Here is a 23,417-nt window from a genome sequence, read left to right as displayed (position 1 = left end):
TTCGTTGACACGCACCATTCTTGACATCCACATTCTTCAGTCCGTGCCGCCCAGCAACCTGAATCGCGACGACACGGGCACTCCCAAGTCTGCCATCTACGGTGGCGTACGGCGGGCCCGTGTCTCCAGCCAGGCGTGGAAGCGTGCTACCCGGAGGGCCTTCGCCGACCTCCTCCCCCCGTCCGAACTCGGCGTGCGGACAAAGAAGGTCGCCGATGCGCTCGCCGAGCGGATCAATGACCTGGAACCGTCGTTGGAAGCCTCCGCGAGTGTCGACCTGGCCACCGAGGTCATGCGCGCCGCAACCGGCTCCAAGATCGACTCACCGAAGCGCCGGGGCAAGGGTGAAGCAGAGGCAGAGCGCGAGCCGAGCCCCGAGTCCTCGTACCTGATGTTCCTCAGCGGCCGTCAACTCGATGCGCTGGCAGTCCTCGCTTTGGAGGGCAGCCCCGATGGCGACCTCAAGGCGTTCAAAGAAGCGCTCAAGAACAACAAGGAGTACAAAGCCCGTGTCCGGGATGCGGTCGACAGCCGCCACTCCGTGGACATTGCCTTGTTCGGCCGTATGGTCGCCGACTCGCCCGACCTGAATGTGGAAGGGGCCACCCAGGTCGCCCACGCGATCGGGGTGCACCCCTCCGAGATCGAGTCGGACTACTTCACGGCCGTGGACGACCGGAGCGCCGACGAAGAATCCGGAGCCGGGATGATCGGCACCATCGACTTCAACTCAGCGACGCTCTACCGGTACGCCGCCGTGGACCTCGACGAACTCCATCACAATCTCGGCACCGGACTCCAGGAGAACGAACACCCGACGACGCCGGTACAGAAGGCGGCGAGCGCCTTCCTCGAAGCGTTCATCACTTCCTTGCCGACAGGAAAGATCAACACTTTCGGCAATCACACCTTGCCGGCCGCCGTGATCGTCAAACTCCGTTCGCAGCGGCCCATCAGCTTCGTCGGCGCGTTCGAGGAACCAGTGCGTCAGGCCACCGAGGGGGGTTACGTCCGGGAGAGCTGCAAGCGTCTCGCGGCCTACATTCCCGACCTGGAACGCCAGTACGGAGTCCCCGACAACCAGCCGACCTGGGTCTTTCGCGTAGGCGAGGAAACCCGAGCGCTCGCAGAACTCGGTACCGAAGTCACCTTGGGCACCCTGACCAAGGCCGTCGAGGACGCCGTCGCGGAGCGGCTGGGAGCGCCGGGGTCGGCAGCATGAGCGTCCTGCTGCTCCGGCTGGCCGGGCCTCTCCAGGCATGGGGGTCCGCGGCCCGTTTCGCCCGCCGGAGCACCGAGAACGCCCCGACCAAGAGCGGCGTCCTCGGCCTGCTCGCCGCAGCACTGGGCCGAGGCCGAAAAGAGGACCTCTCTGACCTGGCAGCACTGCGGTTCGGCGTAAGGATCGACCAGCCAGGCACCCGGGTGCGGGACTTCCACACGGCCCACCATTTCGACTCGGGCCGGGCCATGCCGCTTTCCGAGCGGTTCTACCTGGCGGACGCGGTCTTCCTGGCCGGGGTTGAAGGCGACAACCGCCTGATCCAACAACTCTATGAGGCGCTCCTCGCGCCGCGGTTCCTTCCGTTCCTCGGCCGTCGGTCGTGTCCGCCGTCGCGACCCATCACCATCGGCCCGCCACAAGAGATTCCGCTAGAGCAGGCCCTGCGCGAGACCCCGTGGCAGGCAGCCAACTGGTACGTCAGGCAATCCGCGACACGCCGGGGGGGCAGCGGTACACCTGCCTCGGGGCCGGCCCTGGACACACTGATCGACTGCCCTCCTGCCGAAGTGCCCGACTTCTCGGTACGGGACATTCCGCTGAGCTTCGATCCCCGGCACCGCCGGTACGGTCTGCGCGGAGTGCGTACAGGACGGCCCGAGCCCCCTGCACCCCCGCGACGCGCCACACCCACCTCCCCGCCCCACGACCCGACCAGCCTGCTCCCCCCTGTCGACGGACCGTCCGCCTCCGCCTGGCCCCCGGACACGACACCACCGGAATCCGGACTGCCGAGGATCCACTGATGTATCTGACCCGCTTCCGCTTCAACACCGCACGCTCCGGAGCCCGTCGACTCCTCGGCTCGCCCCACCTGATGCACGGCGCCGTGAGCATGGCATTCCCCGAACCACCAGCACGGGACGGCCAGGGCCCACGTGTCCTGTGGCGCCTCGACAGCGACCACCAAGCACGAACTCAGCTCTATATCGTCAGTCCCCACCAGCCCGACCTGACGCACCTCGTCGAACAGGCAGGTTGGCCCACCTTGGACGAACCTGGATGGGCCACCTTCGCCTACACCGGCTTCCTCGGTGCCCTCGCCGCCGGAGACATCTGGAGCTTCAGGCTCACCGCCAACCCCGTCCATGACATCCGCCTGCCCCAGGACAAACCAGGCGCTCGCACCCGTCGCACCGCCCACCGCACACCACGCCACCAGCTACGCTGGCTGCTGGAGCGCCAGCAAAGGGCGGGCTTCGAGGTACTCCCCAAGGCCCCCGACAAACAATTGACTCAGTTCGGCGACGAGCACGAACTGATCGTGCGAGACCAGCTACCGCTCCAGTTCCGCCGCCCTGCGGCAGAACGGCCGCGCCAAGACGTCCGCTTCACCAAGGTGACCTTCGACGGGCGACTGCAGATCACCGACCTCGAAGCCTTCCGCCGCACCCTCACCCAGGGCCTCGGCAAAGCCAAGGCGTACGGCTGCGGACTGATGACGCTCGCCCCGGTGACCCCTCAGTGAGCACCGTCGGACGCAGGCCGACATCCACACCGCGTGAACTCACCCGAGTCGGGGACCGACTGTCCTTCGTCTACCTGGAGCGGTGCACCATCCACCGCGACGACAACGCGATCACGGCGACCGACGCGGACGGGGTGACCCATATCCCGTCCGCCACCATCGGCACACTGCTCCTCGGCCCCGGCACCCGAGTCACCCACCAGGCGATGACCCTGCTCGGCGAATGCGGAGCAGGCGTGACGTGGGTGGGCGAGCACGGCGTGCGCTTCTACGCGGGCGGACGGGCCCTGAGCCGCTCGTCGGCACTGGCCGAGGCCCAGGCCACCGTCTGGGCAAACCGACGCACCCGGCTCGAAGTGGCCCGCGCGATGTACCGTCTCCGGTTTCCCCACGACGACCCCGCCGGACACTCCCGCCAAGAACTACTGAGCATGGAGGGACGTCGGCTCAAGGAGTGCTACGGACGAGAGGCGGCCCGCACCGGAGTTCCGTGGCGACGACGCGAATATCACCGAGAGGACCTCTCGGCCGGCGATCCGCCCAACCAAGCGGTTACCGCGGCAGCCCAGTGCATGTACGGCGTCGCCCACTCCGTCATCTCCGCCCTCGGCTGCTCCCCCGCCCTCGGGTTCGTGCACTCGGGCAACGAACGGTCCTTCGTACTCGATGTCGCGGACCTCTACAAAGCAGACGTGGCCATCCCAGCAGCGTTCGATGCAGCCGCGGAAGGGGCAGAGGACGTCGCCTCCCGAACCCGCAGGTCCTTGCGCGACCGCATCAACCAGACGAACCTGCTCGATCGCTGTGTACGCGACATCAAGAACTTGCTCGGTTACACGGGCACCCGCGCGGCCACGGACATCAACGAGGACCGCATGACCGTCCAGTCAGACGGCGACACACACCTCGAAGGCGGACGCAACTACGGCACAGAGGAACCGATCTGGTGACGGTCATCGTGCTCGCCAACTGCCCCTCCGGACTCAGAGGGTTCCTCACCCGCTGGCTCCTGGAGATCTCCCCCGGCGTCTTCCTGGGCGCTCCCACAGCTCGCGTACGAGACATCCTGTGGGCAGAAGTACGCCAGTACTCCGGCCAGGGCCGCGCTCTCCTGGCCTACCAAACCGACACCGAACAGGGCTTTGCCTTCAAGACCCACGACCACGCCTGGAACCCGGTGGACCACGAAGGCCTGACCCTGATCCACCGCCCGTCCCCCGCCGCCCCTCACTCCGATGGCAGTCAGCCGTCGCCACCTCGCTCGGGATGGAGCAAGGCGTCGAAGAGACGACGGTTCGGCGGCTGACAACCACAGCACACCTGGGCCTCCCACACAGACATGAAGCCCGATTTATTCCTTATGTCGAAATCTTGCATAGTAAGCAAAAGCGGGCACCCCTGCCCATAGACATGCAGGTCACTCACGGTGGTCCCCGCGCATGCGGGGGTGGTCCCCTGCACGCCCTGATCAACTCGCGGCTACCGGGGTGGTCCCCGCGCATGCGGGGGTGGTCCCCTCACCGCGGCCGACGCACTCGCCACCCTGCCGTGGTCCCCGCGCATGCGGGGGTGGTCCCGGATCACCACCGTCACCGAACAGCCCACCACGGTGGTCCCCGCGCATGCGGGGGTGGTCCCTTCACGCGTCCTCCTTCGCGGAGATCGTGGCGGTGGTCCCCGCGCATGCGGGGGTGGTCCTGCGCCGCCAGCTCGACTCCACGCAGGCCTCCGTGGTCCCCGCGCATGCGGGGGTGGTCCCAGGGGCGTCCCCGGTTTCGTCACGTGACGAATCGTGGTCCCCGCGCATGCGGGGGTGGTCCCCGGAGCTACCCGAAGTGTAGTTGGGCGACTGGGTGGTCCCCGCGCATGCGGGGGTGGTCCCGGGCCCGCCGCCGCGCTGCTGGTTCGGCACATGTGGTCCCCGCGCATGCGGGGGTGGTCCCGGCCGGCAGGCGTTCGGGTCCTGAGCGCGGGAGTGGTCCCCGCGCATGCGGGGGTGGTCCCTGGCGCTGCGGGCCGGTCGACTCCGGCATGCGGGGGTGGCCCCTGGACCAGGACCAGCTCGCCGACCTGGACCGTGCGACCCCCGCCTGTGCGGGGATGGTCCCGAATGCGTCCGGCGGCAGTCAGGCGCGTACGTCCCGCTGCTGCACCTCCTTGAGGACCGCCGCCACCGTGGCGAAGTCGTTGTCCACGTGGAGCACCGTGTGATCGTGATGGACCGCTGTCGCACACACCAGGAGATCGATGGCTCCGGCGGCACGGTGCTGCCCGTGCTGCCCTTGCTGGGTGAGCTTGTACTGCGCGTTCTCCACCCAGCGCCACGCGTTCTTGGGAACCGGTGAGAAGTGGCAGAGGGCATCCAGCTCTTCGGCCAGCTCGTCGCGGTGGGCCGGGGTGGTGGCCGAGTAGAGGAACTCCGCCCTCGTGGGCTCACAGATATGGAACACGCCCGCGGCGATGTGCCCTTCCCAGGGCCGCAACGCCCCCGGCGTACGAAAGAGATGCCACAGGGCGGAAGTGTCGAGGAGGTAGGTGATCACTCGAAGGCCGTCTGACGGGCCCGCTTGGCAGCCGCATGCGCCGCAGCAGCCGCCTCGAACTCGCCCCGCTCGCCCCGCGCGGCCAACTTCTCCGCAGCCTCCAGCCGCTTGACGCGCGCCACGTAGTCCCGCAGGGCCCCGTTGACCGTCTCCTTCTTCGTCGAGGCACCCATCAGCCGCATCGCCTCGGCCAGCGCCTCATCATCGAGGTCGATCTGGGTAACAGACATACCGGTCACCCCTCACCGAGAGTCCATGATGTACATAACAACGGTACATCGCCAACATCTCCATAGAGCAGATCACGCTCGGGACAGACAGAACCGGACCACCCAGGGGCGACCGCAAGCCACGGACACCACACCCCTGACCCGATACCCGTAACCCGAAGAGGAGGGACTGTTTCGCCAAAGAAGCCAAGGACACGGATGTTCGGCGCGGGGCAGGGGCCCTACTGAAGGGGACGTGCGAGCACTCCTCGACGCTCCCGCGAGGCATCGCCGCAAAAGCCCAGACCAAAGCCGCTCACAGCGCGGCTTCGATGCGCGAAGGCTCACGTTCGCCACACCCCCGCGAGGCGTCCGCCGCACGCAAAACGCCCCCGGCAAACACGTCTCCCCAGGTCAGAACGATTCTTCCTGGGCCAACGCGGTGGGGCGGGTGGGACTCGAACCGTGCCAGTGACGCGTCTCACCTGCGAAGGCATAAGGAATGGACATTTCAGTCGGTTTCCATCTGGCTGCATCCGCCTCGATCCCGCTCGATCGCGATCGAGTCAGGCGTTCGCCACACCAGCTTCTGCCCCCCGGATGCCCTCCGGGGGGGTACGGGGCGCTCGGCTCCCGGGGCAACGTCGCCGCCCCTGATCTTGCTGCCGGGCGGCAGCGGCGTCCTCCCCTGTGATATTGGAACCGCCGCGCATCTGGCAACACTATGCGCAGCCGGGCGGGCCTTCAGGGCTTCGAGATCATCCCATGGCCCCTTTTTGGGGCTTACCAGTTTCATGCCTCAGGCATGTCTTCAGGCATTTTCAGCGGAACGAGTTCCTGCGGGACAGGCCCGGTCTTACCCGGAGGTCGAGGGACTGGCCCAGCGGGAACCAGAGCAGGTTCAGCGTCATCGAGAACAATGCCATGCCGGGAAGCGCCGGAGGGGTGAAGTAGTTGTAGCGGCCCACGCTATAGACAATCAGACTGGCATTGGTGCCGGAGACGCCGCTCGCACACCTCACGTGTCCGGTCAGGATTCCGTCAGTGGGGGCGTCCGCGAGGAACCAGTTGCTGTAGCCCGGCACGCCCTGTGGCCAGGAGTGCCGGTAGCCGGGGGGCGGAACGCCTCCACTGTTACACACCACCGACCAGGAATGGTGCCCGCGCCAGCAGAACTGACCGTGACCGGGGCCAATGCGTGAGCTGCGCCGGCGCGCCCCAGCGGCCGGGTCAGAGTTCCGGGTCTGCGGCGATCGTCCGGTCTGGCCTCGGGGGGACTACCGGCTCCGGGTCGTGCTCGCGTGTCTCTACGAACGAGCTGGCAGAGGCAAAATGCAAGGTCCGCCAGCTCGATGTGTTGTAGTGGGTCCTGGAAGAATTAACGATCTCATGGGTTCCCCCGTAGTCGTAACCCTCGCTGAGGTATCGGTTCGTGATGCTCTTGAAGCCGAGCGTGTCGCCCGCCCGGAGCACCCGATTTCCTCCGGCCTTGATATTGCCGTTGGCGGTGAGATTGTCGGTGATGGTGACGTTGTTGCCGGGCAAGACGTTGACGTGACTGTTGATTTTGAGCGGTTCGCCTCCAGGTCCGCGGAGGTCGGCGATTCGGACGACCTTCCCGGCCCCGACAGCGGTGACAAAGCCGTTGGCAGTCACGTCGCCGTTGAAGGTGCTCGCCCCGGTGACGTTCAGGACCGCGTCGACCTTCAGGCCCGCGTTCTGGCTGACCCGCAGCGGGCTGCTGCCCGCGCCGCGCACCGATCCGGCGACCGTCAGGTCCTTGGCGGTGTTGCTGAGACTGACGCTGTCGGCGAATGTGGCCGGGCCCTGGACGGTGAGGTTCCTGACGACGAGGTCAGGGATGCGTACGGTGACCGCCGTGGTCAGGGTGTGGGTGAGGGTGACGCCACCGGCGGTGACCTCGGCGCGGAGCATGAAGCCGGTGACGGTGGTCAGGCCGCGCGGGGTGGACCAGACACGTTCCTTGTCGAGGGAGACCCCGGCGGGGGTGTCGCCCCAGTGCATCGTGTACTTCGCGTCCGAGCCCTCCCAGCGGAGCACAGAGACCTCACCGTTCTCCACCATGATCTTCTCGGGCGCGAAATTCCGGAACACGAACCCGGCCGGGAACTTGTCCACCACGACCGCGGCGTCCTTGTTGGTGAAGCTCCCGTTCGTCCTTGACGAACTCTCGACGATCGCGATGGAGACCTGACCCGCCGTGCGGTTGACCGCGATGTTGGACAGGGTGAGGGTGATGATCTGCCCGGTGAACTGCACCGCGCGGGCCGGGGTGAAGGTGATGACCGCGAAGCCGCCGGAGACGGCGGGGGCGGACGGCGTCCAGCCGGTGCTGGCACCGGTCTTGATGACGGCGCCTTCGGTGGTGAGGTGCTCGGCCCCCGCGCCGACCGGCACCCGGACGGTGATTTTGCTGCACCAGGCCGACGTGGTGATGCCGCCGCCGACATTGATGTTGACGGAGCCGTACTCGGTTTCCTCGGCGGAGCTCACCCGCAACGGCTTGGGGTCGGTCGACGGTTCGTACGGCAGCAGGTTGGTGGCGTTCACCATGACAACGCTCATGCAACAGCCCTTCTGAGAAAGGAGGTTCAGGACGTCTCGGTCGCGTCGAGCAGCAGGTGTCCATAGCGGGCCTCCGCCTGCGAATCCCCGAAGTGCGCCGCGGAATCAGCAGGAACGATCGGCAGCTCCACCCACTCGGTCTCCGACCCGCGCGGCTCGGCCCAGCTCCACGCTCCGTGCCACGACGCGGGCTGCGGCAGCACCACGCCTGCCTCCGTCGGCTCCTCCCCCGCCCGTGCCCGCCGGGCTTCCTCGGCCTGGTCGACCCGCTCTGCCGCCAGCAGTGGGCCGAGCCGGAAAGACGCCCGGATCCGCCGCATCGCCTCGGACACCAGGTCGTCGGGCAACTGGACCTTGGTCACCGGGAGGATGTCCGTGGTGGCATGCACCGCCGCGTACGGATCCATCAGCAGCGTCAGGTGGTGCGTCACCGGCTGGTCCGGGGTGCGCGCGGGCACGGCCAGGCCGTGGCCCTTGTCGATCGGGGTCAGATAGCCCCCGCCGCCCTGCGGCATGACCGCGTGGCAGAGCTCGTACGAAGTCTCCTGGTCGGGCCCGGTCGCCCCGGCGAAGTATCCGACGAGACCGTCGCCGAGCCGCTTCTCGTTGCCGAGCCGGACCGGCCAGCGGTAGCTGTCGTACTCCTCCTCCGACTCCCCAAGCACCTGGTCCCAGCTCGGGTTGCCCAGCAGCGGCCCTTCGAGCTCGACGCCCAGATCGGCGCGCACCAGTGCGAGCGGGCGGCCGATGAGCCGCAGCGGCGAGCCGTCCTCCTGGGCCGCGTCGTCGAGGATGGTGTCGAGGGTCTGGTCGATGGTGTCGAGCAGACCGGTGAGTGCGGCGGCGGGTTTGTCCTTCAGGGTGCGGACGAACCGGGCCAGGTGCGGCATGGCGTCCTCGAACGCCTGGGCGTCGACGTCGGGATGGGGTGAGCCGGGGAGCGGCAGCCACACGCTGTCGTCCGCGCCGTCGATGTCCTTGACGACGCGGAGTTCTCCGAGGCAGACGCCATCGGGTCCGTGGACGACGAGGGTCTGGTCGAGATGGTTGAGCAGCAGCCAGCCGGCCAGGGGGTTTTCCGTCGTGGCCGCGCGGGCCATCGGCGAGAGCCGCTGTCCGTCCACGGCGCGTACGGTCTCCAGCCGGACGCGGGCGCCCTGGAGGAGACGCGGGCCGAGCTGCACGAAGCGGGCCGTGCCGATGAGGTCCTCGTGCAGGACGCTGTCAGGGGCAACGCTCTCCGCGAGGGTGAGGGAGACCTGTTCGTAGTTGCGGCTGTTGACGATGTCGTAGGTGCGGCCGAAGCGGTCGACAATGCGCAGGTCGTGAAAGGTGAACTGGCCGGCACGGACCGGCTGGAACGGTGTGCCGGGGTCGTCGGCGGGCGGTTCGAGCGGGCCGCCTTCCGGGACGCTCTGGATGTCGCCGACGAGCCTGGCGGTGGCCTCGGGGACGTGCACGGTGGTCCTTGCGGTGCCGTCCTGCTGGAGGAGCCAGTCGTGGAAGCCGTCGAGGCGCTGGGAGAGCATTCCGGGGTCGCCGAGTTCCTTGCGCAGGGCGAGCAGGCCTTCGCTGGGAGCGCCGGAGTAGGTGTCGAGGTAGCGGTCGATCTGCTTCTGCAGGACGAACGGCGCGCTCGGGGTGAGGAACGCCCGGTTCTTGAAGGTGAGCCAGCGCAGGTCGGCTTCGCCGCCGCCGGGCTGGGCTCCCCGGCCGGACCATTCGTAGCGGCTGCCGTTGAAGGTCCAGTAGGTGGTGTCACCGGCCTGGAAGGGCGTGGGGCAGTACTTCAGTTCGTATTCGAGGTGCATGGGCAACCAGGGCTGCTGCCACGGCACGGTGTACTCGGGGACGGGCCCGGCGACGGCGGCAGGATCGTCGAGAGCCGCGTCGAGAGCGCCGGGGATCCGGGCCACCTGGTCCAGGAGGGCGAACTCGGCGAGCAGCGGGGTGCAGGCGTCGGGGAGTCCGGCCAGTCCCGGGCTGGGCGGAGTGGTGGGCCGTTCGTAGGTCTTGTCGCCGACGGTGATCTGGGTGATCAGGGCCTCGGGATGGCGGCAGGGCAGCGGGGTGTCCCGGGTGAGGGGTTCCTTGGCACCGGTGTCCTTGATGAGCACGACCGGGTCGGCGGGGCGGTAGTAGGACTCGCGGGCGGTGCGCTCCATCTGGTAGCGCGGGTCGAGTCCGCGTTCGGTCGCGTACTTCCCGATGTCGGCCGCGAGTTCCTCCGGGGTGCCGCCGGTGGGCAGTTGCCTCAACAGCACGAACTGTTCGTCGAGCAAAGCCTTGGTCCGCCCGGCCAGACTCGTCGCATCGCTCTCGTTGAGCTGGACATCCGCTGCGGCGTCGAACCCCGCAGGGTGCTCGGGGGTGAATGGGGGAACCGGCTTGTGGCGCAGCCACCAGATGTTCCACAGGCGCTGCTGAGAGCGGCGGAGCCTGGGCGTGAGGTCGTCGTACCGCCGTTGGACATCGTTGAGTTCGGACAGCCACCCGGGTTCCGGCGGCGGGGGCGGCAGCTCGTCGTCGCCTTCGACGGGGCGCGCGGTCACCTTCCACACATGGCCGCCGTCGGAGCCGGAGAACCAGGAGTGATGGGTGAGGGTGTCGAGGTCCTCTTCGCCGTCGGCGGTGTCGAGTGTTTCGAGGGTGCCGTGGAAGAGCGAGCGTACGAGATCCCCGGTGCGCGCGGACCGGGTCTGGCGGGCGGCCAGTCGGCCGAGGGCTTCGGCGCTGCTGCTGCCCAGCGTGAGGATCTTGCTGAGCTCGATGTTGCTCGGTTTGTCGGACTTGTAGGTGGCGCCGTCGCGCTGCCAGTCGACTCCGAGCGCCGAGCCGCTGTAGAGGGTGCGGTCCAGGGCGTCGGCGGCGGTGCCTTCGGGGGTGTCCCAGCCGAGGGCTTCGAGGAGGTCGGCAGTCCCGTCCGCGCCCGGCGGGAGCAGGCCGGGCACGGACGCGGCGCGGTTGAGGTAGTCGAGTGCGTCGTCGCTGTACCAGCCCATGACGAAGTAGCTCAGCGTCGCGTCGGGCGGGTAGTTGTCCAGGTCGCCTTTGAGGTCCTCAAGGGTGTCGTGGAGGGAGAACACGTCTTTGTTGTACGGCTGGTAGGCGGCGAAGCCGGGCAGTCCGGGCCCGGCCGCGGTCAGGTGCGGCTTCTGGGCGGGCGGTTCGGTCCACGGCGCCTGGGTGAGGTCGTGGCGGCGGCCGAGGAAGGTCAGCTCCAGCGGGGCACCCTCCGGTGAATCGGGGTTCGGGTGCTTGTTGGTGCCGTAGACGTCGTTGCCGTCGGCGTCCTGGACCGGGCGGCTCTCCAGGTAGTCGCTCTGCACGATCCACCCGACGGCTTTGCGGTCCGCCGCCGCCGCTGTGGTGCTGTAGCGCACGACCAGCCAGCGGTTGGGGACGAAGGGGAAGGTCGTCTCCCCCGTCGTCTGGTCGTAGTGCCCGTTGGCCAGCGCCTCGGGCAACTGCCAGTGGACGTAGACGCCTTCGCTGTCCGGACCCATGGTCTCGGTGCCGACGCCGGGGGGCGGTTCCGCGCTCGCGCCCTCCTCGATCATGGCGTCGAAGTTCGGTGTCCACCGGTTGAACGTCTCGGCGGTGCGGGTCAGCCGGTTGACGACAAGGGCGTTCACCTTGACGGGGACGATCAGGTCCGTGGCGCTCATCAGGCGGTCTCCGTCCGGGCAGCGGTGCCGGTGGGGCTGAGGATTTCCTGTTCCAGCGGGGCGTTGACGAGTTCCAGGGCCAGTTGTCCGGGGTCCAGGTCGGTGAGTCCGAACTCCCGGGCCAGGGCGGGCACCAGGCCGCCGGTGCCGAACATCTTCAAGACCGCGGGTCCGGTGTCCGGGTCGGAGCGCAGGTGGAGGTCGAGGAGGCTGTCGGTGGCCGGGTAGTAGGTCTCCAGCGGGGTGCCGATCGGCGGGTCGGCGGCCAGACTGCGCAGGCCGAGGCGGTTCCCGGAGTCGATGCCGTAGTGGATGCCCTGTCCCGGTTCGCGGATGACGACCTTGTCGGGGACGCCGTCCCAGAGAACGAGCAGGATCCGCTTGTCCGGTTTGGCGCGGCGCAGTTCGGTGAGGAGGGTGCCGTCCTTGAGATAGGCGTTGATCTTGATGTCCGGCCAGGCGGGGATGAGTTCGGAGTGGATGAGCAGCCCGCCGGCGGCTCGCTTCGCGCTGCGCGACCGTGCGGTGGCGCGGTTGAGTTCCGGGGCGAGGCGGCTGTCGACGGAGGTGTGCACGCCGACGTCGGCGGCTCCGGCGACGAGCGCGTCCAGCCAGCCCTGGTCGAGGCGGAACATCCGGAGGGATTCGAGGGGCAGCATGCGCGGGTCGGGCACGAGGTGGTGGAACGGCACGCCCTGGAGCAGGCCGAGGCGGGCCTGCCAGGCGGCGATGGCCCCGGCGTTGCGTTCCGCGGTGGTCCGCAGCAGGGAGACGACGCGTTCTTCCGCGAGCACGGACCTTGACTGTGTACGTGTCACTCTCATCTGCGGCGTCCTGCGTCCGGCGTCGTCCGGGAGCTGGGGGCTCTTGAGCCCGGTGCTGAGTTGCTCGCGGAAGCCTGCGGAGGCGAGTTCGCGCAGCGCGCCGAGGGCGGGCGGGGCGTCCGGGTCGACCGAGGCGCGCGCCGGATCTCCGGCCAGCGCCATCAGCGTCGTCGCCCGGTTGGCGAGTTCGCGGCGGGCCCGGCTGACGGCGGTGGTGTATTCGGGGTCGGCCAGGCCGATGGTGCGACCGAGGGTCCAGGCGACGGCATAGCTGACGTCGAAGATCCCGTGCTCGGGCTCGTAGATGAGCGCGTGGTCGGAGGTGGTGTGCGGGCCGGGGCTGTGCTCGGTGGGCACGTCGAAAGCGGTGACCGGGGTGGCCGGGCCGCGGTACCAGGCGAAGGTGCGTTCGCCGGAGAGGGTTCGCTGCGGGACGGCGGTGTAGCCCCGGGCAAGGCGCTCGCGGACGTAGTCGTCCTCGGTGTCGTCGGTGGCCGGTGCGGTCACCGGCAGGCGCAGGGCGAGCTTTTCGGGGTCCGCGGTGCCGGGGGCGACGAGGTTCTCCAGCAGCGCTCCGGGGTCGGCGGCGGGCCCTTCGCTGCTGGTGAAGCTCCAGCGGTGCAGCGAGCACAGGCGGACGGCCGTGGTGGAGCCGGGCAGGGTGCCGGACAGGCGGCCCTCGAAGCCTTCGAGGGAGACGAGGTGGACGGCGTAGTTACCGGCGTTGTGGGGGAAGCGGTTGGCGTTGACGACCGCGTACTCCCCTTCTTCGAGGACTTCACCGTCGGCCCGGGTCTGGTTCGCGTCGACGACCTTGCGGACGTGGGCGAGGTAGTACATCTCGTCGTCGCGCGGGGCGACCGCGTTGAAGAGGTCCGCCGGGACGTCGATGGTCCGGCACTTGCTCCGGGCCTCGGCCTCGTCGACGCCGCCGGGCGGCAGGTTCGGGCCCTTGACCCCCGCCTCGGCGGGGTTCCGGAGCTCCTCGACGGTGCGCAGCACGGTGTCCCCGGACGCGGCGGGGTCGTCGGGCAGTTCGTTCTCGCCGAAGACGAGCAGGGCGAGCCAGGGCGGTCGGGCCGGGGGCTGCTCGGCGCGGGTTCCGGCGAGGTTGCGTTCCCAGGGCAGGATCGACCGGCTGAGGGTGATGTGTGGCAGGGTCCTGGTGTAGGCGCCGGTGCTCTCACGCGGCGGGTAGTGGGCGTGGACGGACGCTTCGCTGAGCACGAAGCGGACGGCCTTGATCTCGAAGGTCTCCTCGGACGGGAGCAGCTTGTCCTGGGCGTCCAGTTCGCCGCCGGAGTCGCTGAGGGTGTTCTTGACGACGACCCGGTAGTCGCCGGGGGTGGCACGCGGGATCAGGTGGTCGAGGAAGTGGATGCGCAGATCCGGTTCAGCGGTCACGGCCGGTCACCTCGTCGCGGTGGTGGTCAGGGGCGGGGTGGTCAGGCTGCGGCCGGCGAGTGCGGCGTAGCCGGTGAGCGGACTGTCGGTATCGGTGCCGGGTCCCGCGCCGAGCCGGGCGAGGGTGCTGAGCACGGCGGTGCGGCGGTCCTTGACAGCGTCGGCGGCGACGGTGTCGACGATGGTCCGGACGCTCTGGTCGTCGGCCCGCGGCTCGGGTCCGGCGGGGTCGGACACGCGCAGGGGCATGCGACCGTCCGGGAGTCCTTCGTACGAAAGCGCCTTCGAGGTGACGGGCCCGGTGTCGGTGCCGTAGTCCGGCTTGGGGAGGGTGATCCTCAGTCCGGTGAGGCGGTTTTCGAGCAGTTGGTCGCCGTGGAGCGCATCGCCGGGTTTGGCCAGGGGCCTGCCCCACAGGCCGGGGGCGACCGTGCCGGTGACCGGCTTGACCACCCAGTGGTGGTCGGTGGGGTGGAAGGTCGTGCCGTCCTTGGTGATGGTGACCCGGTGGGCGGAGGTGACACCGGTCTTCCGCATGGGGCGGATGTCGATGGTCCCCTCGTCGGACTGCTTGATCAGCCGTTCGTTGATGTACAGGTGCGAGGCGGGGATGCCGGCTTCGGTGGTGAAGGTGAATCCGGCCGAGGAGACGAGGGTCGGTTCCTTGGCAGCCGCACGCCGGGCGATCTCACCCTGGTCGGCATCGGCGAGCAGGCCCTCGTTGGGGATGACCCGGACGGGTGCGGGGATCTGGGGGCGGAACTCGGGCCAGTCCACGGTGGGGGTGCTGTCGCGGGAGGAGCCGAAGCCGAAGCTGAAGGAGATGAACCAGAGTTTGACGGTGGCCCGGCCCCCGAACGGCGGCAGCCACAGGTGGAGGTCGATGCCGACCTCGACGGAGATGCGGACCCGGACGAACCACACCTTGATGGTGGCCGCGACGCCGATGCTGATGCCGAGCCGGACATCGAGGTAGAAGGGTTTCCACTGGACCAGCACGTCGAGGTGTGCGGTGAACCACGCGGAGAAGATGCCCTTGTCGTAGACGGCGGCCAGGCGCCCGCCGAACATGAACGCGGCGGGGGTGATCGCGGCGTAGGCCTCGGCCCGCACGGTGATGTCGCTGGCCGGGGACCACACGAACCCGAGGCGCTTGGGTCGGGGGTAGTGGGCGGGGACGTTGTAGGCGGGGTGGTAGCCGCCGAGGCTGATGGCGAAGTCCCCGGCGCGGCCTCCGCCGGTCCAGACGTAGACGGCGATGCCACCGGTGAGTTCGATCGACGGATCGAGCACATAGCTGCCGGGCAGCAGAGCCACGTCCATGGACAGGCAGTGCTCGGCGGAGCTGAAGCCGAGGCTCAGACCGATGTTCACCCTGGCGATGGCCCGGGCGTTCGGGCTGAGGGTGCGCGGCAGACTGACGGAGGTGCGGCCGAGCAGCATGGCCTTGATGGAGTCGCCGAATTCGATGACGGCGAGGGCTTTGGTCTCGATGAAGCCGAAGCTGGTGAACTTCACTCCGGCGGCGATCCAGTACTGGCCCTCGGTGGGGCGGATCCAGCCGGTGGGTCCGGTGAGGGCCTTGAGCGCGTCCTCGGGGGTGTACGGCGTCGGGGCCGGCAGACCGGGCAGGGCCTGGGCCGCGTCCAGCCTTGCCACCAGGGGGAATTCGGCGATCTCGGCGCCGGTGGGGACCTTCTTGAAGGAGCTGTTGATCCCGAATCCGGCGGAGAAGCCGGTGACGGTGAAGGGCGGCGGGCCGAAGACCGAGGCGCCGCCGAGGAGGGAGATCTCGCCGTAGATGAAGACTGAGTGCCAGCCTTCGACGCTGCGTGCCCACACGGCCTGGGCGCCGAGTTCGACCGCCATCGCCTGGACCAGGACCAGCCCGGCGAGTTCGAAGTCGAGGGCGGGGTCGTCAGGTGTCTTGTTGAGCAGGCCGCCCTTGAACCCGATGAGCCCGTCGGCGGCGGTGGCCGCGATGTTCATGCCGTGCAGGAAGGGCAGCAGCGGGAAGCCGCCGCTCATGCCGACGTAGAAGCCGAGTCCGGCGACCTGCCAGGTGAGAGAACCGATCGTGACCTGGCCCTGGAGCTCGATCAGCAGACCCTTTTTGCGGTCGTAGCGGAACACGATCGACGAGAGGTAGACCGGCCCGAACTGCTTGCCGATCACGAACTCGTATTCGAGCTTCGGCTTCTCCGGGCTCTCCGGTTCCGGTCCGAACTTCGGCGGGACGGTGATCACCAGTGCCGGGGTCGGATTGCCCATGACCGCCAGGTAGACCGCCGCACTCACCTTCTTGCCCAGCGGGACCCCTGCCGCCGCGTTCACCACCGGCAACTGCTGGAGCGGGCCGAGGTTGTACTCCGTGACGACCCGGTTGATCTTGATGACGTCTTCGGCGCTGAGGTTCTCGGAGACATACATGATCTGGAGCGCGGGCAGGGACAGCAGCCCGTTGCCGATCATGGGTCCGACCACCGGCAGCCCGGAACCGTCCCAGTCCGTGCGGACCCGGACCATGGCGACGGTGGTGGCCTTGGGTTTGCCGTCCTGGCCGGTGCGGCCGAGCGCCGTGGTCCGCAGCACCAGCAATTCCACCGGGTTCGCGCCGGTGCCGTGGTCCACCGGCGCTTCGGCGGTGACCATCAGGTTGTCCGTCTTGCCCATCGGGTGCTGGTGCAGTTCGACCCGCTCCAGCCAGTCGACCAGCGGTCCGGGCAGTTCGACGCCGTACTCGCCGAGGGCTTCGAGCAGCGTGGTGATCAGCAGCGGTGGCCCGTCGAGGGGCTGGGCCGTGCCGATGGAGTCCTTGCGCAGTTCGGCACGGAACTCCAGCGGGTCGGCGACCGCCCCGCCGAGCTGGAAGCCCACCCAGGGCCCGGTGCCGGGGCACCGTCCGGCCGCGGCCGCGGCCTGTCCGGCGGCCAGCAGGACCCGCAGTGAGCGGCCGCCGGACAGTCCGGACAGGTCGACGCGGGCGACGGCGGTCTGGAGCAGCCAGGTCGCCGGGCTCGCCTCGAAGAGCAGCGCGTCGACCGCCGTGCCGGTGGCGAAGAACCGGGCGCTGGCCGGCATCTCCGCACCGGCCAAAGTGACTTTGCCGGTCACCGTCAGAGCGGCGCTGTCGGCAGTCGCCTCAGTGAGGGTCAGAATGCCGCTGGGCAGGTGCTCCAGGGACTCGGACCCGCCGGTCAGCCCCAGCCGCCCGGTGTCGAGCTCGAACGTACCGGCGCCCCCCGCCGGGAACAGTGCAACCAGTTCGTCGACCGTCAGCGCCATGGGTGACCCCTGCCTGTGGACACGGTTGGGTGAGGCGCCCGCGGAACTGCGGGGCCCCTGTGCCGTTATGTGCCGTTACGGAAAATAAAATAGGCCGGGGGTCACGGAAACATCAATGAGGAGTGTGCGCGTGGCATAGTCATCCGGCCATTACGTCTGGAAAGCACTGCCCAGGAACCTGGAAATGACCACCCCTTTCCCGCCAAACGTTCTTTCGCGTGAGGGGATTTAGGATATTTTACGGGCCACCGAAAGCGGGCACTTGACCGAAGGGCCGCTCGGAGAATCGATTCGGCCAGCACATTCGCAGACGACCGAATCCGCTGCCCGCTGCCAGCTCCACTTCGCGATCCACCGCCCCGAATGAACGGCCGAATTATGGGATTCGGCCATGCGCCCCAGGGCAGCGTCAAAGTTTGTTGAACAGGTAGCTGGCGGTCCAGACCGACCGGCGGACGATCCGACCGTGGGAACGCTCGGTTTGGACGCGCTCCTCCGCTTCGGGGACCGCGGGTGGCAGAGCTGCGTGGACCCGGACGAGCAGGGCCGCCCGGTTGCCCTTGGCCGCCAGGACATAGTCGGCGTGTTATCGACCAACGACACATTCGAGTTACCGCTCTGCCGGGCACCCGGCTTTTCCCCGCACGGCGACAAAGACGCAAAAACACGGCCCCTGAGTCGACAACGATAGATCGACATCCGTGACAGCGGGCGCTTACACCCCCGGCGGCATCGTGGACACGACAGTAACCGCGGGTGTCGAAAACTGTCAGATGAAGGGGACCGCCCGACTGCGTCACGGACCCCAGCAGAGTGGGGTACGGGATAAGGCAGCTAGTGTTTCGCGTGCCGCCGCCTGTACCACCTACCCACACGCCAGGGAAAACTGACTGCGTCGGGATTCCTTCAATGAATGGTGTCGCCGGGGACGATGCCATCGCGCTGCGGGACTTGTTGGACGAGGGCATCACCGGCCTCAACCGGACAGCCGAGGTCGTCCGCGGGGTCGCCGAAGACCGCCGGGGCGCACACGTTGCGGACCTCAGGTGGGCGACAGGCGGTGGTTCGACGCCGCGCGCCACGCGCGACAGCGGGCGACGAGCCGCACGGGTGCGAGCCAGAAGAAGCCCCATGTCGAGCGACGACACCCCACCACCCCGATGCGGCAGGTGCGGCCACACCGCCCGCGACCGCGAAACCTGCGAAGACCGCGTCTGGGCCACCAACTCCAGCGGCCCCAACCTCGGAGTGGCCCACACGCCGGTCTGCCCGGTCGACAATGCCGCGCGTGTGGTGCCGTCCCCGTGTCCGTGCCGTCAACACCCCGAGGAGAGCGACGCCGCCCCTGCCGGGTACCCCCCGGCAAGGGCCTTCTCGTGATCGTCGGACTGTCGGGCCGACAGGGGCCAGCTAACGATCTCTGGCGTGTCGCTCATCACGGAACGATCAGCCGTGGCGCACAGTTGACGCAGGTGGAATCGTTCCTGCGCGCTGGCGCCTGGGTGGGGCGGGTGGGACTCGAACCCACGGCCGACGGATTATGAGTCCGCTGCTCTAACCGGCTGAGCTACCGCCCCTAACGGCGCGTCGCGCACATTTGTGCGCGCCGTCTGCCGCAGCATAGCCGCTCATACGATCTCCTGCTCCGAGTGGTCGGCTACGCACGACCATGAGGACCCCGCTGCGGCGCGCACGGTTCCATCGGGGGCGAAACCCGCACGTACGAGGGAGCGTTGGGGGGCGTCACGGGGGCGGACAGGAGCGTTGGGCTGGAACAGAGAGGGCCCTCGGGCACCGATGACGGTGGCCGAGGGCCCTCTCTTACAGCTCTCCCGACTGGACTCGAACCAGTAACCTGCCGGTTAACAGCCGGCTGCTCTGCCAATTGAGCTACAGGAGACCGAGCTCCCCCGACTGGACTCGAACCAGTAACCTGCCGGTTAACAGCCGGCTGCTCTGCCAATTGAGCTACAGGGGAATGACTCGTGGTGAAGGAGTCACTGCAACAATGTCACCTGCCTGAGGAACCCCGGGCGGCGTGCGCTCGCTGCGACACATACATTAGCGCAAGCAGGGGGGTGCTCCGCCAATCGGTATCCCCAGGCGACCGACGTCGGCAGTCGAGGCAAGGGAAGGGTGGCCGTCATGCGCTACCGGCTCACGTTCGTGGCAGGACTGGCTCTGGGGTACGTGCTCGGGACGCGCTCAGGGCGTGAGCGCTACGAGCAGATCAAGAAGTCCGTCCGCGAGGTCTCGCAGAACCCCGCCGTACGCAACACCGTCGAGTCCGCGACCCAGCAGGGCAAGGAAGTGGCGGGCAAGGCCCTCAACACAGTCTCCGAGCGCGTCGGTGACCGGATGCCGGACTCCGTGGCCGACCGCGTGCGGGCGCTGCGCGAGCGCGGACAGGGCGGCGACACCGCGGACGACTGGGGTACGAGCAACACCTGAGGGTGCCGTCCGGATCACCGGCGGCGCCTGAGCCTGCGGCCGGTGACACCCGGCGGCACCCGAGCGTTCCGAGCCGGTGACACCCGGCGGCACCCGAGCGCTCCGGGCCCGTGACACCCGGCGGCACCCGAGCGTTCCGGGCCGGTGACACCCGGCGACCTGCGACGACGTGCCCCGCACGGACAGCCGTGCGGGGCATCCCCCGCGGTGCGGCAGAATCCTTGCCATGGGGATAGTCGCGGGGTTGGACAGTTCGCCCGATTTCACACGCATCGTGGTCTGCGACGCGGACACGGGCGCCGTACTCAGGCAGGGCTATGCCCCGCACCCGCTGGAGACGCCGGAGGGCGGCGGGCGGCCGACGGACGTCGATCCGCAGGCCTGGCTGCTCTCCCTCGGCGAGGCCGCGGGCGGCGGGCTGCTCGAAGGCGTACAGGCCATCGGCGTGTGCGCACAGCAGCACGCCCTGGTGCCCCTGGACGCCCAGGGCAACACGGTCCGGCCCGCCCTCGTCGGCAACCACCCGCGCGGCCAGGTCGCCGCCGCCGACCTCGTCGACGGGTTCGGCGGCCGGCAGGCGTGGGCGCAGGCCGTCGGCTGCGTACCGCAGGCCCCGATGCCCGTGACGAAGCTGCGCTGGCTGGCCAAGCACGAGCCGGAGGCGGCCCTGCGCACCCGGGCCCTGGTGCAGGCCCACGACTGGCTCGTGTGGCAGTTGCTCGGGCGGCCCGCGCGGCGCACCACCGACCGGGGCGGCGCGTCGGGCACCGGCTACTGGTCGGCCGCCACCGGCTCCTACCGTCCCGACCTGGTGGAGCTGGCCCTCGGGCATCAGGCGATGCTGCCGGAGGTCATCGGTCCCGCCGACGCCGCGGGGACGACGCCCGAGGGGCTGCTGATCTCCGCCGGTACCGGCGAGACCATGGCCGCCGCCTTCGGGCTCGGGGTGCGGCAGGGCGACGCCGTCGTCTCGCTCGGCGCCTCGGGCTCCGTGATGGCGGTGCACCACGAGGCCCTCTTCGACCCCAGCGGCACCATCACCTCGCTCGCCGATGCCACCGGCATGCATCTGCCCGTCGTCCACACCCTCAACGCGGTACGGGTGCTGCGCGGCACCGCCGAGATGCTCGGCCTGCCCGATCTCGAAGCGCTCTCCGACCTGGCCCTGAAGTCCACGCCCGGCGCCCACGGCCTCGTCCTTCTGCCCTATCTGGAGGGCGAGAAGACGCCGAGCCTGCCGCACGCCGCGGGCACCCTGACCGGCCTGCGCCGCGAGTCCATGAAGCCCGAGCACCTGGCGCGGGCGGCGTTCGAGGGCATGCTGTGCGGGCTCGGCGACGCCCTGGACGTGCTGCGCGGGCGGGGTGTCGACGTGCGCCGGGTGTTCCTGCTCGGGGCCGCCGCCGAGCTGCCCGCGGTGCGGGCGGTCGCGCCGATGCTGTTCGGTACCCAGGTCGTGGTCGTGCAGCCCGCCGACTACGCCGCGATCGGCGCCGCCCGGCAGGCCGCCTGGGCGCTCACCGGGCAACTGCCGCAGTGGCAGGGCGCGGTCTCGCAGGTCTTCGACCCCGGCGAGGAGCTGGCCGTCGGTCAGGCGGTGCGGCAGCAGTACCTGACGGTGCGGGAGCAGTCCCACCCGGGGGCGTTCTCGGGGACCCCCTTCGCCTGAGCGGAACCACTCCCTCCGGGAACCTCCGGCACCCCCCGGCCCCCCGGCACCCTCCGCCCCCCGGGCCTCGCCCGTCCGACCCCCGCCCCGTCCGGATTTCCGCGGAACTGGGCATTCCGCAGCACTGCGTAAGCGAGTCGAAGCGTTCAGTGTGCCCAGTTCTTGACCAGGGCTGATTTTTGACCGGGTCATGGGTTAATCGGTTGCACGCGTACGGGGGCGGTGGCGCAGGATGGTGGGCGGCTTCGCCCGCCACCCCTCTGTCCGCGACCCTGCCGAGAGACGAGCGTGCTCATACGACTTCTGCGGACCCATCTGGATCCGTACAAAAAGCCCATCGCCCTGCTGGTTCTGCTGCAGTTCCTGCAGACCTGCGCCTCGCTCTACCTCCCCACCCTGAACGCCGACATCATCGACAACGGTGTCGTGAAGGGCGACACGGGCTACATCCTGTCGTTCGGCGCCCTGATGCTGGCCGTCACCGTCGCTCAGATGGTCTGCAACATCGGTGCCGTCCTGTACGGCGCCCGCACCGCCGCCGCGCTCGGCCGCGATGTGCGGGCCGCCGTCTTCGACCGGGTGCAGTCCTTCTCCGCCCGGGAGCTCGGCCGCTTCGGCGCCCCCACCCTGATCACCCGCACCACCAATGACGTCCAGCAGGTGCAGACGCTGGTCCTGATGGCGTTCACGCTGATGGTGTCGGCGCCGATCATGTGCGTCGGCGGCATCGTGATGGCGCTCGGCCAGGACGTCCCGCTGTCCGGGGTACTGCTCGCCGTCGTCCCCGTGCTCGGGATCAGCGTCAGCATGATCGTACGCAGGCTGCGGCCGCTGTTCCGCACCATGCAGGAGCGCCTGGACGCGGTGAACCGGGTGCTGCGCGAGCAGATCACCGGCAACCGCGTCATCCGCGCCTTCGTGCGCGACGCGTACGAGAAGGAGCGCTTCCGCGAGGCCAACGCCGATCTGACCGAGGTGTCGGTCGGCACCGGCAAGCTGCTCGCGCTGATGTTCCCGATCGTCATGACGGTGGTGAACCTGTCGTCGATCGCCGTGGTCTGGTTCGGTGCGCACCGCATCGACGGCGGCCATATGCAGATCGGCGCGCTCACCGCGTTCCTCGCCTATCTCATGCAGATCGTCATGTCCGTGATGATGGCCACGTTCATGTTCATGATGATCCCGCGGGCCGAGGTGTGCGCCGAGCGGATCCAGGAGGTCCTGGACACCGACACCAGCGTGGTGCCGCCCGCCGAGCCCGTGCGGGAGCTGCGCCGCCACGGCCATCTGGAGCTGCGCGGCGCCGGTTTCCGCTACCCGGGCGCCGAGGAGCCCGTACTCACGGGCATCGACCTGGTCGCGCGCCCCGGTGAGACGACCGCCGTGATCGGGTCGACGGGCAGCGGCAAGTCGACGCTCCTGAGCCTCGTACCGCGACTGATGGACGCCACCGACGGTGCCGTTCTGGTCGGCGGCGTCGACGTGCGCACCCTCGATCCCGCGCTGCTCGCCCGCACCGTCTCGCTCGTACCGCAGAAGCCGTATCTGTTCGCCGGGACCGTGGCGAGCAATCTGCGCTACGGCAATCCGGACGCGACGGACGCGGAGCTGTGGCACGCCCTGGAGGTGGCGCAGGCCAAGGAGTTCGTGGAAGGGCTGCCGGAAGGGCTCGACGCGCCCGTGGCGCAGGGCGGTTCGAACGTGTCCGGCGGGCAGCGGCAGCGTCTGTCCATCGCGCGGACGCTGGTGCGGCGGCCGGAGATCTATCTGTTCGACGACTCCTTCTCCGCGCTCGACTACGCCACCGACGCCGCGCTGCGGGCCGCGCTCGCGTACGAGACCAGGGAGGCGACCGTCGTGATCGTCGCCCAGCGGGTCTCGACCATCCGTGACGCCGACCGCATCGTGGTCCTCGACGAGGGCCGGGTCGTGGGCAGCGGTAGCCACCGCGAGCTCATGGCCGTCAACGAGACGTACCGGGAGATCGTGCTCTCCCAGCTCACGGAAGCGGAGGCCGCGTAATGCCGC

15 protein-coding genes, 3 tRNA genes and 1 CRISPR repeat array are annotated in these 23,417 nt (G+C 69.1%); of the genes, 8 read left to right on the top strand and 10 right to left on the bottom strand.

Annotated features, from left to right (window positions below; all coding sequences use genetic code 11):
• Positions 1-4: 4 nt before the first annotated feature.
• From cas7e to cas2e, 5 genes are read left to right on the top strand one after another with little or no spacing between them, the layout of a single operon-like run.
• Positions 5-1,222, top strand: a complete 1,218-nt coding sequence (gene cas7e / locus IG78_RS0123195) for a type I-E CRISPR-associated protein Cas7/Cse4/CasC (protein ID WP_030566269.1) — start codon at positions 5-7, stop codon at positions 1,220-1,222.
• The gene (gene cas5e / locus IG78_RS0123190) at positions 1,219-2,028 is read left to right on the top strand and encodes a type I-E CRISPR-associated protein Cas5/CasD (protein WP_051852878.1); all 810 of its coding nucleotides are present in this window, start codon (positions 1,219-1,221) and stop codon (positions 2,026-2,028) included. Before cas7e ends, cas5e begins: the two co-directional genes overlap by 4 nt.
• Positions 2,028-2,750, top strand: a complete 723-nt coding sequence (gene cas6e / locus IG78_RS0123185; RefSeq protein ID WP_030566265.1) for a type I-E CRISPR-associated protein Cas6/Cse3/CasE — start codon at positions 2,028-2,030, stop codon at positions 2,748-2,750. Before cas5e ends, cas6e begins: the two co-directional genes overlap by 1 nt.
• Complete coding sequence (gene cas1e, locus IG78_RS0123180; RefSeq protein ID WP_030566263.1) at positions 2,747-3,700, top strand: type I-E CRISPR-associated endonuclease Cas1e; 954 nt, start codon at positions 2,747-2,749, stop codon at positions 3,698-3,700. Before cas6e ends, cas1e begins: the two co-directional genes overlap by 4 nt.
• Complete coding sequence (gene cas2e, locus IG78_RS0123175; RefSeq protein ID WP_030566261.1) at positions 3,697-4,056, top strand: type I-E CRISPR-associated endoribonuclease Cas2e; 360 nt, start codon at positions 3,697-3,699, stop codon at positions 4,054-4,056. Before cas1e ends, cas2e begins: the two co-directional genes overlap by 4 nt.
• A gap of 120 nt (positions 4,057-4,176) precedes the next feature.
• Positions 4,177-4,754: direct repeats of the CRISPR family, unit length 29 nt; unit sequence GTGGTCCCCGCGCATGCGGGGGTGGTCCC.
• Positions 4,755-4,876: 122 nt separating this feature from the next.
• On the opposite strand, the gene IG78_RS0123170 is transcribed toward cas2e, so the two are convergent.
• The 10 genes from IG78_RS0123170 to IG78_RS0123125 form a co-directional block, all read right to left on the bottom strand.
• A complete protein-coding gene (locus tag IG78_RS0123170; RefSeq protein WP_030566259.1) occupies positions 4,877-5,293 on the bottom strand; it encodes a PIN domain nuclease in 417 nt (138 codons plus the stop codon).
• Positions 5,290-5,523, bottom strand: coding sequence for a type II toxin-antitoxin system VapB family antitoxin (locus IG78_RS0123165; protein ID WP_030566257.1), 234 nt, complete (start codon positions 5,521-5,523; stop codon positions 5,290-5,292). Before IG78_RS0123165 ends, IG78_RS0123170 begins: the two co-directional genes overlap by 4 nt.
• Positions 5,524-6,323: 800 nt before the next feature.
• Complete coding sequence (locus IG78_RS49375; protein WP_157855858.1) at positions 6,324-6,644, bottom strand: hypothetical protein; 321 nt, start codon at positions 6,642-6,644, stop codon at positions 6,324-6,326.
• An 88-nt stretch (positions 6,645-6,732) separates the two neighbouring features.
• Positions 6,733-8,088: a hypothetical protein gene (locus IG78_RS0123155; protein WP_157855857.1), complete on the bottom strand. Its 1,356-nt coding sequence runs from the start codon at positions 8,086-8,088 to the stop codon at positions 6,733-6,735.
• 26 nt (positions 8,089-8,114) lie between these two features.
• A complete protein-coding gene (locus tag IG78_RS0123150; protein WP_030566251.1) occupies positions 8,115-11,756 on the bottom strand; it encodes a hypothetical protein in 3,642 nt (1,213 codons plus the stop codon).
• Positions 11,756-13,984 carry a hypothetical protein gene (locus tag IG78_RS0123145; protein WP_030566249.1) on the bottom strand — a complete coding sequence of 743 codons (2,229 nt, stop codon included), beginning with the start codon at positions 13,982-13,984 and terminating at the stop codon, positions 11,756-11,758. Before IG78_RS0123145 ends, IG78_RS0123150 begins: the two co-directional genes overlap by 1 nt.
• A 6-nt stretch (positions 13,985-13,990) precedes the next feature.
• Positions 13,991-17,269 carry a DUF6603 domain-containing protein gene (locus IG78_RS44235; protein WP_051852877.1) on the bottom strand — a complete coding sequence of 1,093 codons (3,279 nt, stop codon included), beginning with the start codon at positions 17,267-17,269 and terminating at the stop codon, positions 13,991-13,993.
• 1,503 nt (positions 17,270-18,772) lie between these two features.
• Positions 18,773-18,846 (bottom strand) — tRNA-Ile (locus IG78_RS0123135).
• Positions 18,847-19,096: 250 nt separating this feature from the next.
• A tRNA-Asn gene (locus IG78_RS0123130) sits at positions 19,097-19,169 on the bottom strand.
• A 5-nt stretch (positions 19,170-19,174) separates the two neighbouring features.
• Positions 19,175-19,247, bottom strand: a tRNA-Asn gene (locus IG78_RS0123125).
• Between the two features lie 167 nt (positions 19,248-19,414).
• On the opposite strand from IG78_RS0123125, the gene IG78_RS0123120 reads away from it, so the two are divergent.
• From IG78_RS0123120 to IG78_RS0123110, 3 genes are all read left to right on the top strand, one after another.
• On the top strand, positions 19,415-19,720 hold the full coding sequence (locus tag IG78_RS0123120) for a YtxH domain-containing protein (protein ID WP_078965368.1): 306 nt from the start codon (positions 19,415-19,417) through the stop codon (positions 19,718-19,720).
• A gap of 226 nt (positions 19,721-19,946) precedes the next feature.
• Complete coding sequence (locus IG78_RS0123115; protein ID WP_030566243.1) at positions 19,947-21,389, top strand: FGGY family carbohydrate kinase; 1,443 nt, start codon at positions 19,947-19,949, stop codon at positions 21,387-21,389.
• Between the two features lie 288 nt (positions 21,390-21,677).
• Positions 21,678-23,411 carry an ABC transporter ATP-binding protein gene (locus IG78_RS0123110; protein ID WP_030566241.1) on the top strand — a complete coding sequence of 578 codons (1,734 nt, stop codon included), beginning with the start codon at positions 21,678-21,680 and terminating at the stop codon, positions 23,409-23,411.
• Positions 23,412-23,417: the final 6 nt, after the last annotated feature.

The sequence above is a fragment of the Streptomyces aureocirculatus genome (genome assembly GCF_000720475.1).
In the GTDB taxonomy this organism is placed as follows: domain Bacteria; phylum Actinomycetota; class Actinomycetes; order Streptomycetales; family Streptomycetaceae; genus Streptomyces; species Streptomyces aureocirculatus.
Note: the sequence above shows the minus strand (reverse complement) of the source record. Positions and strands in the feature narration are given on the sequence as shown.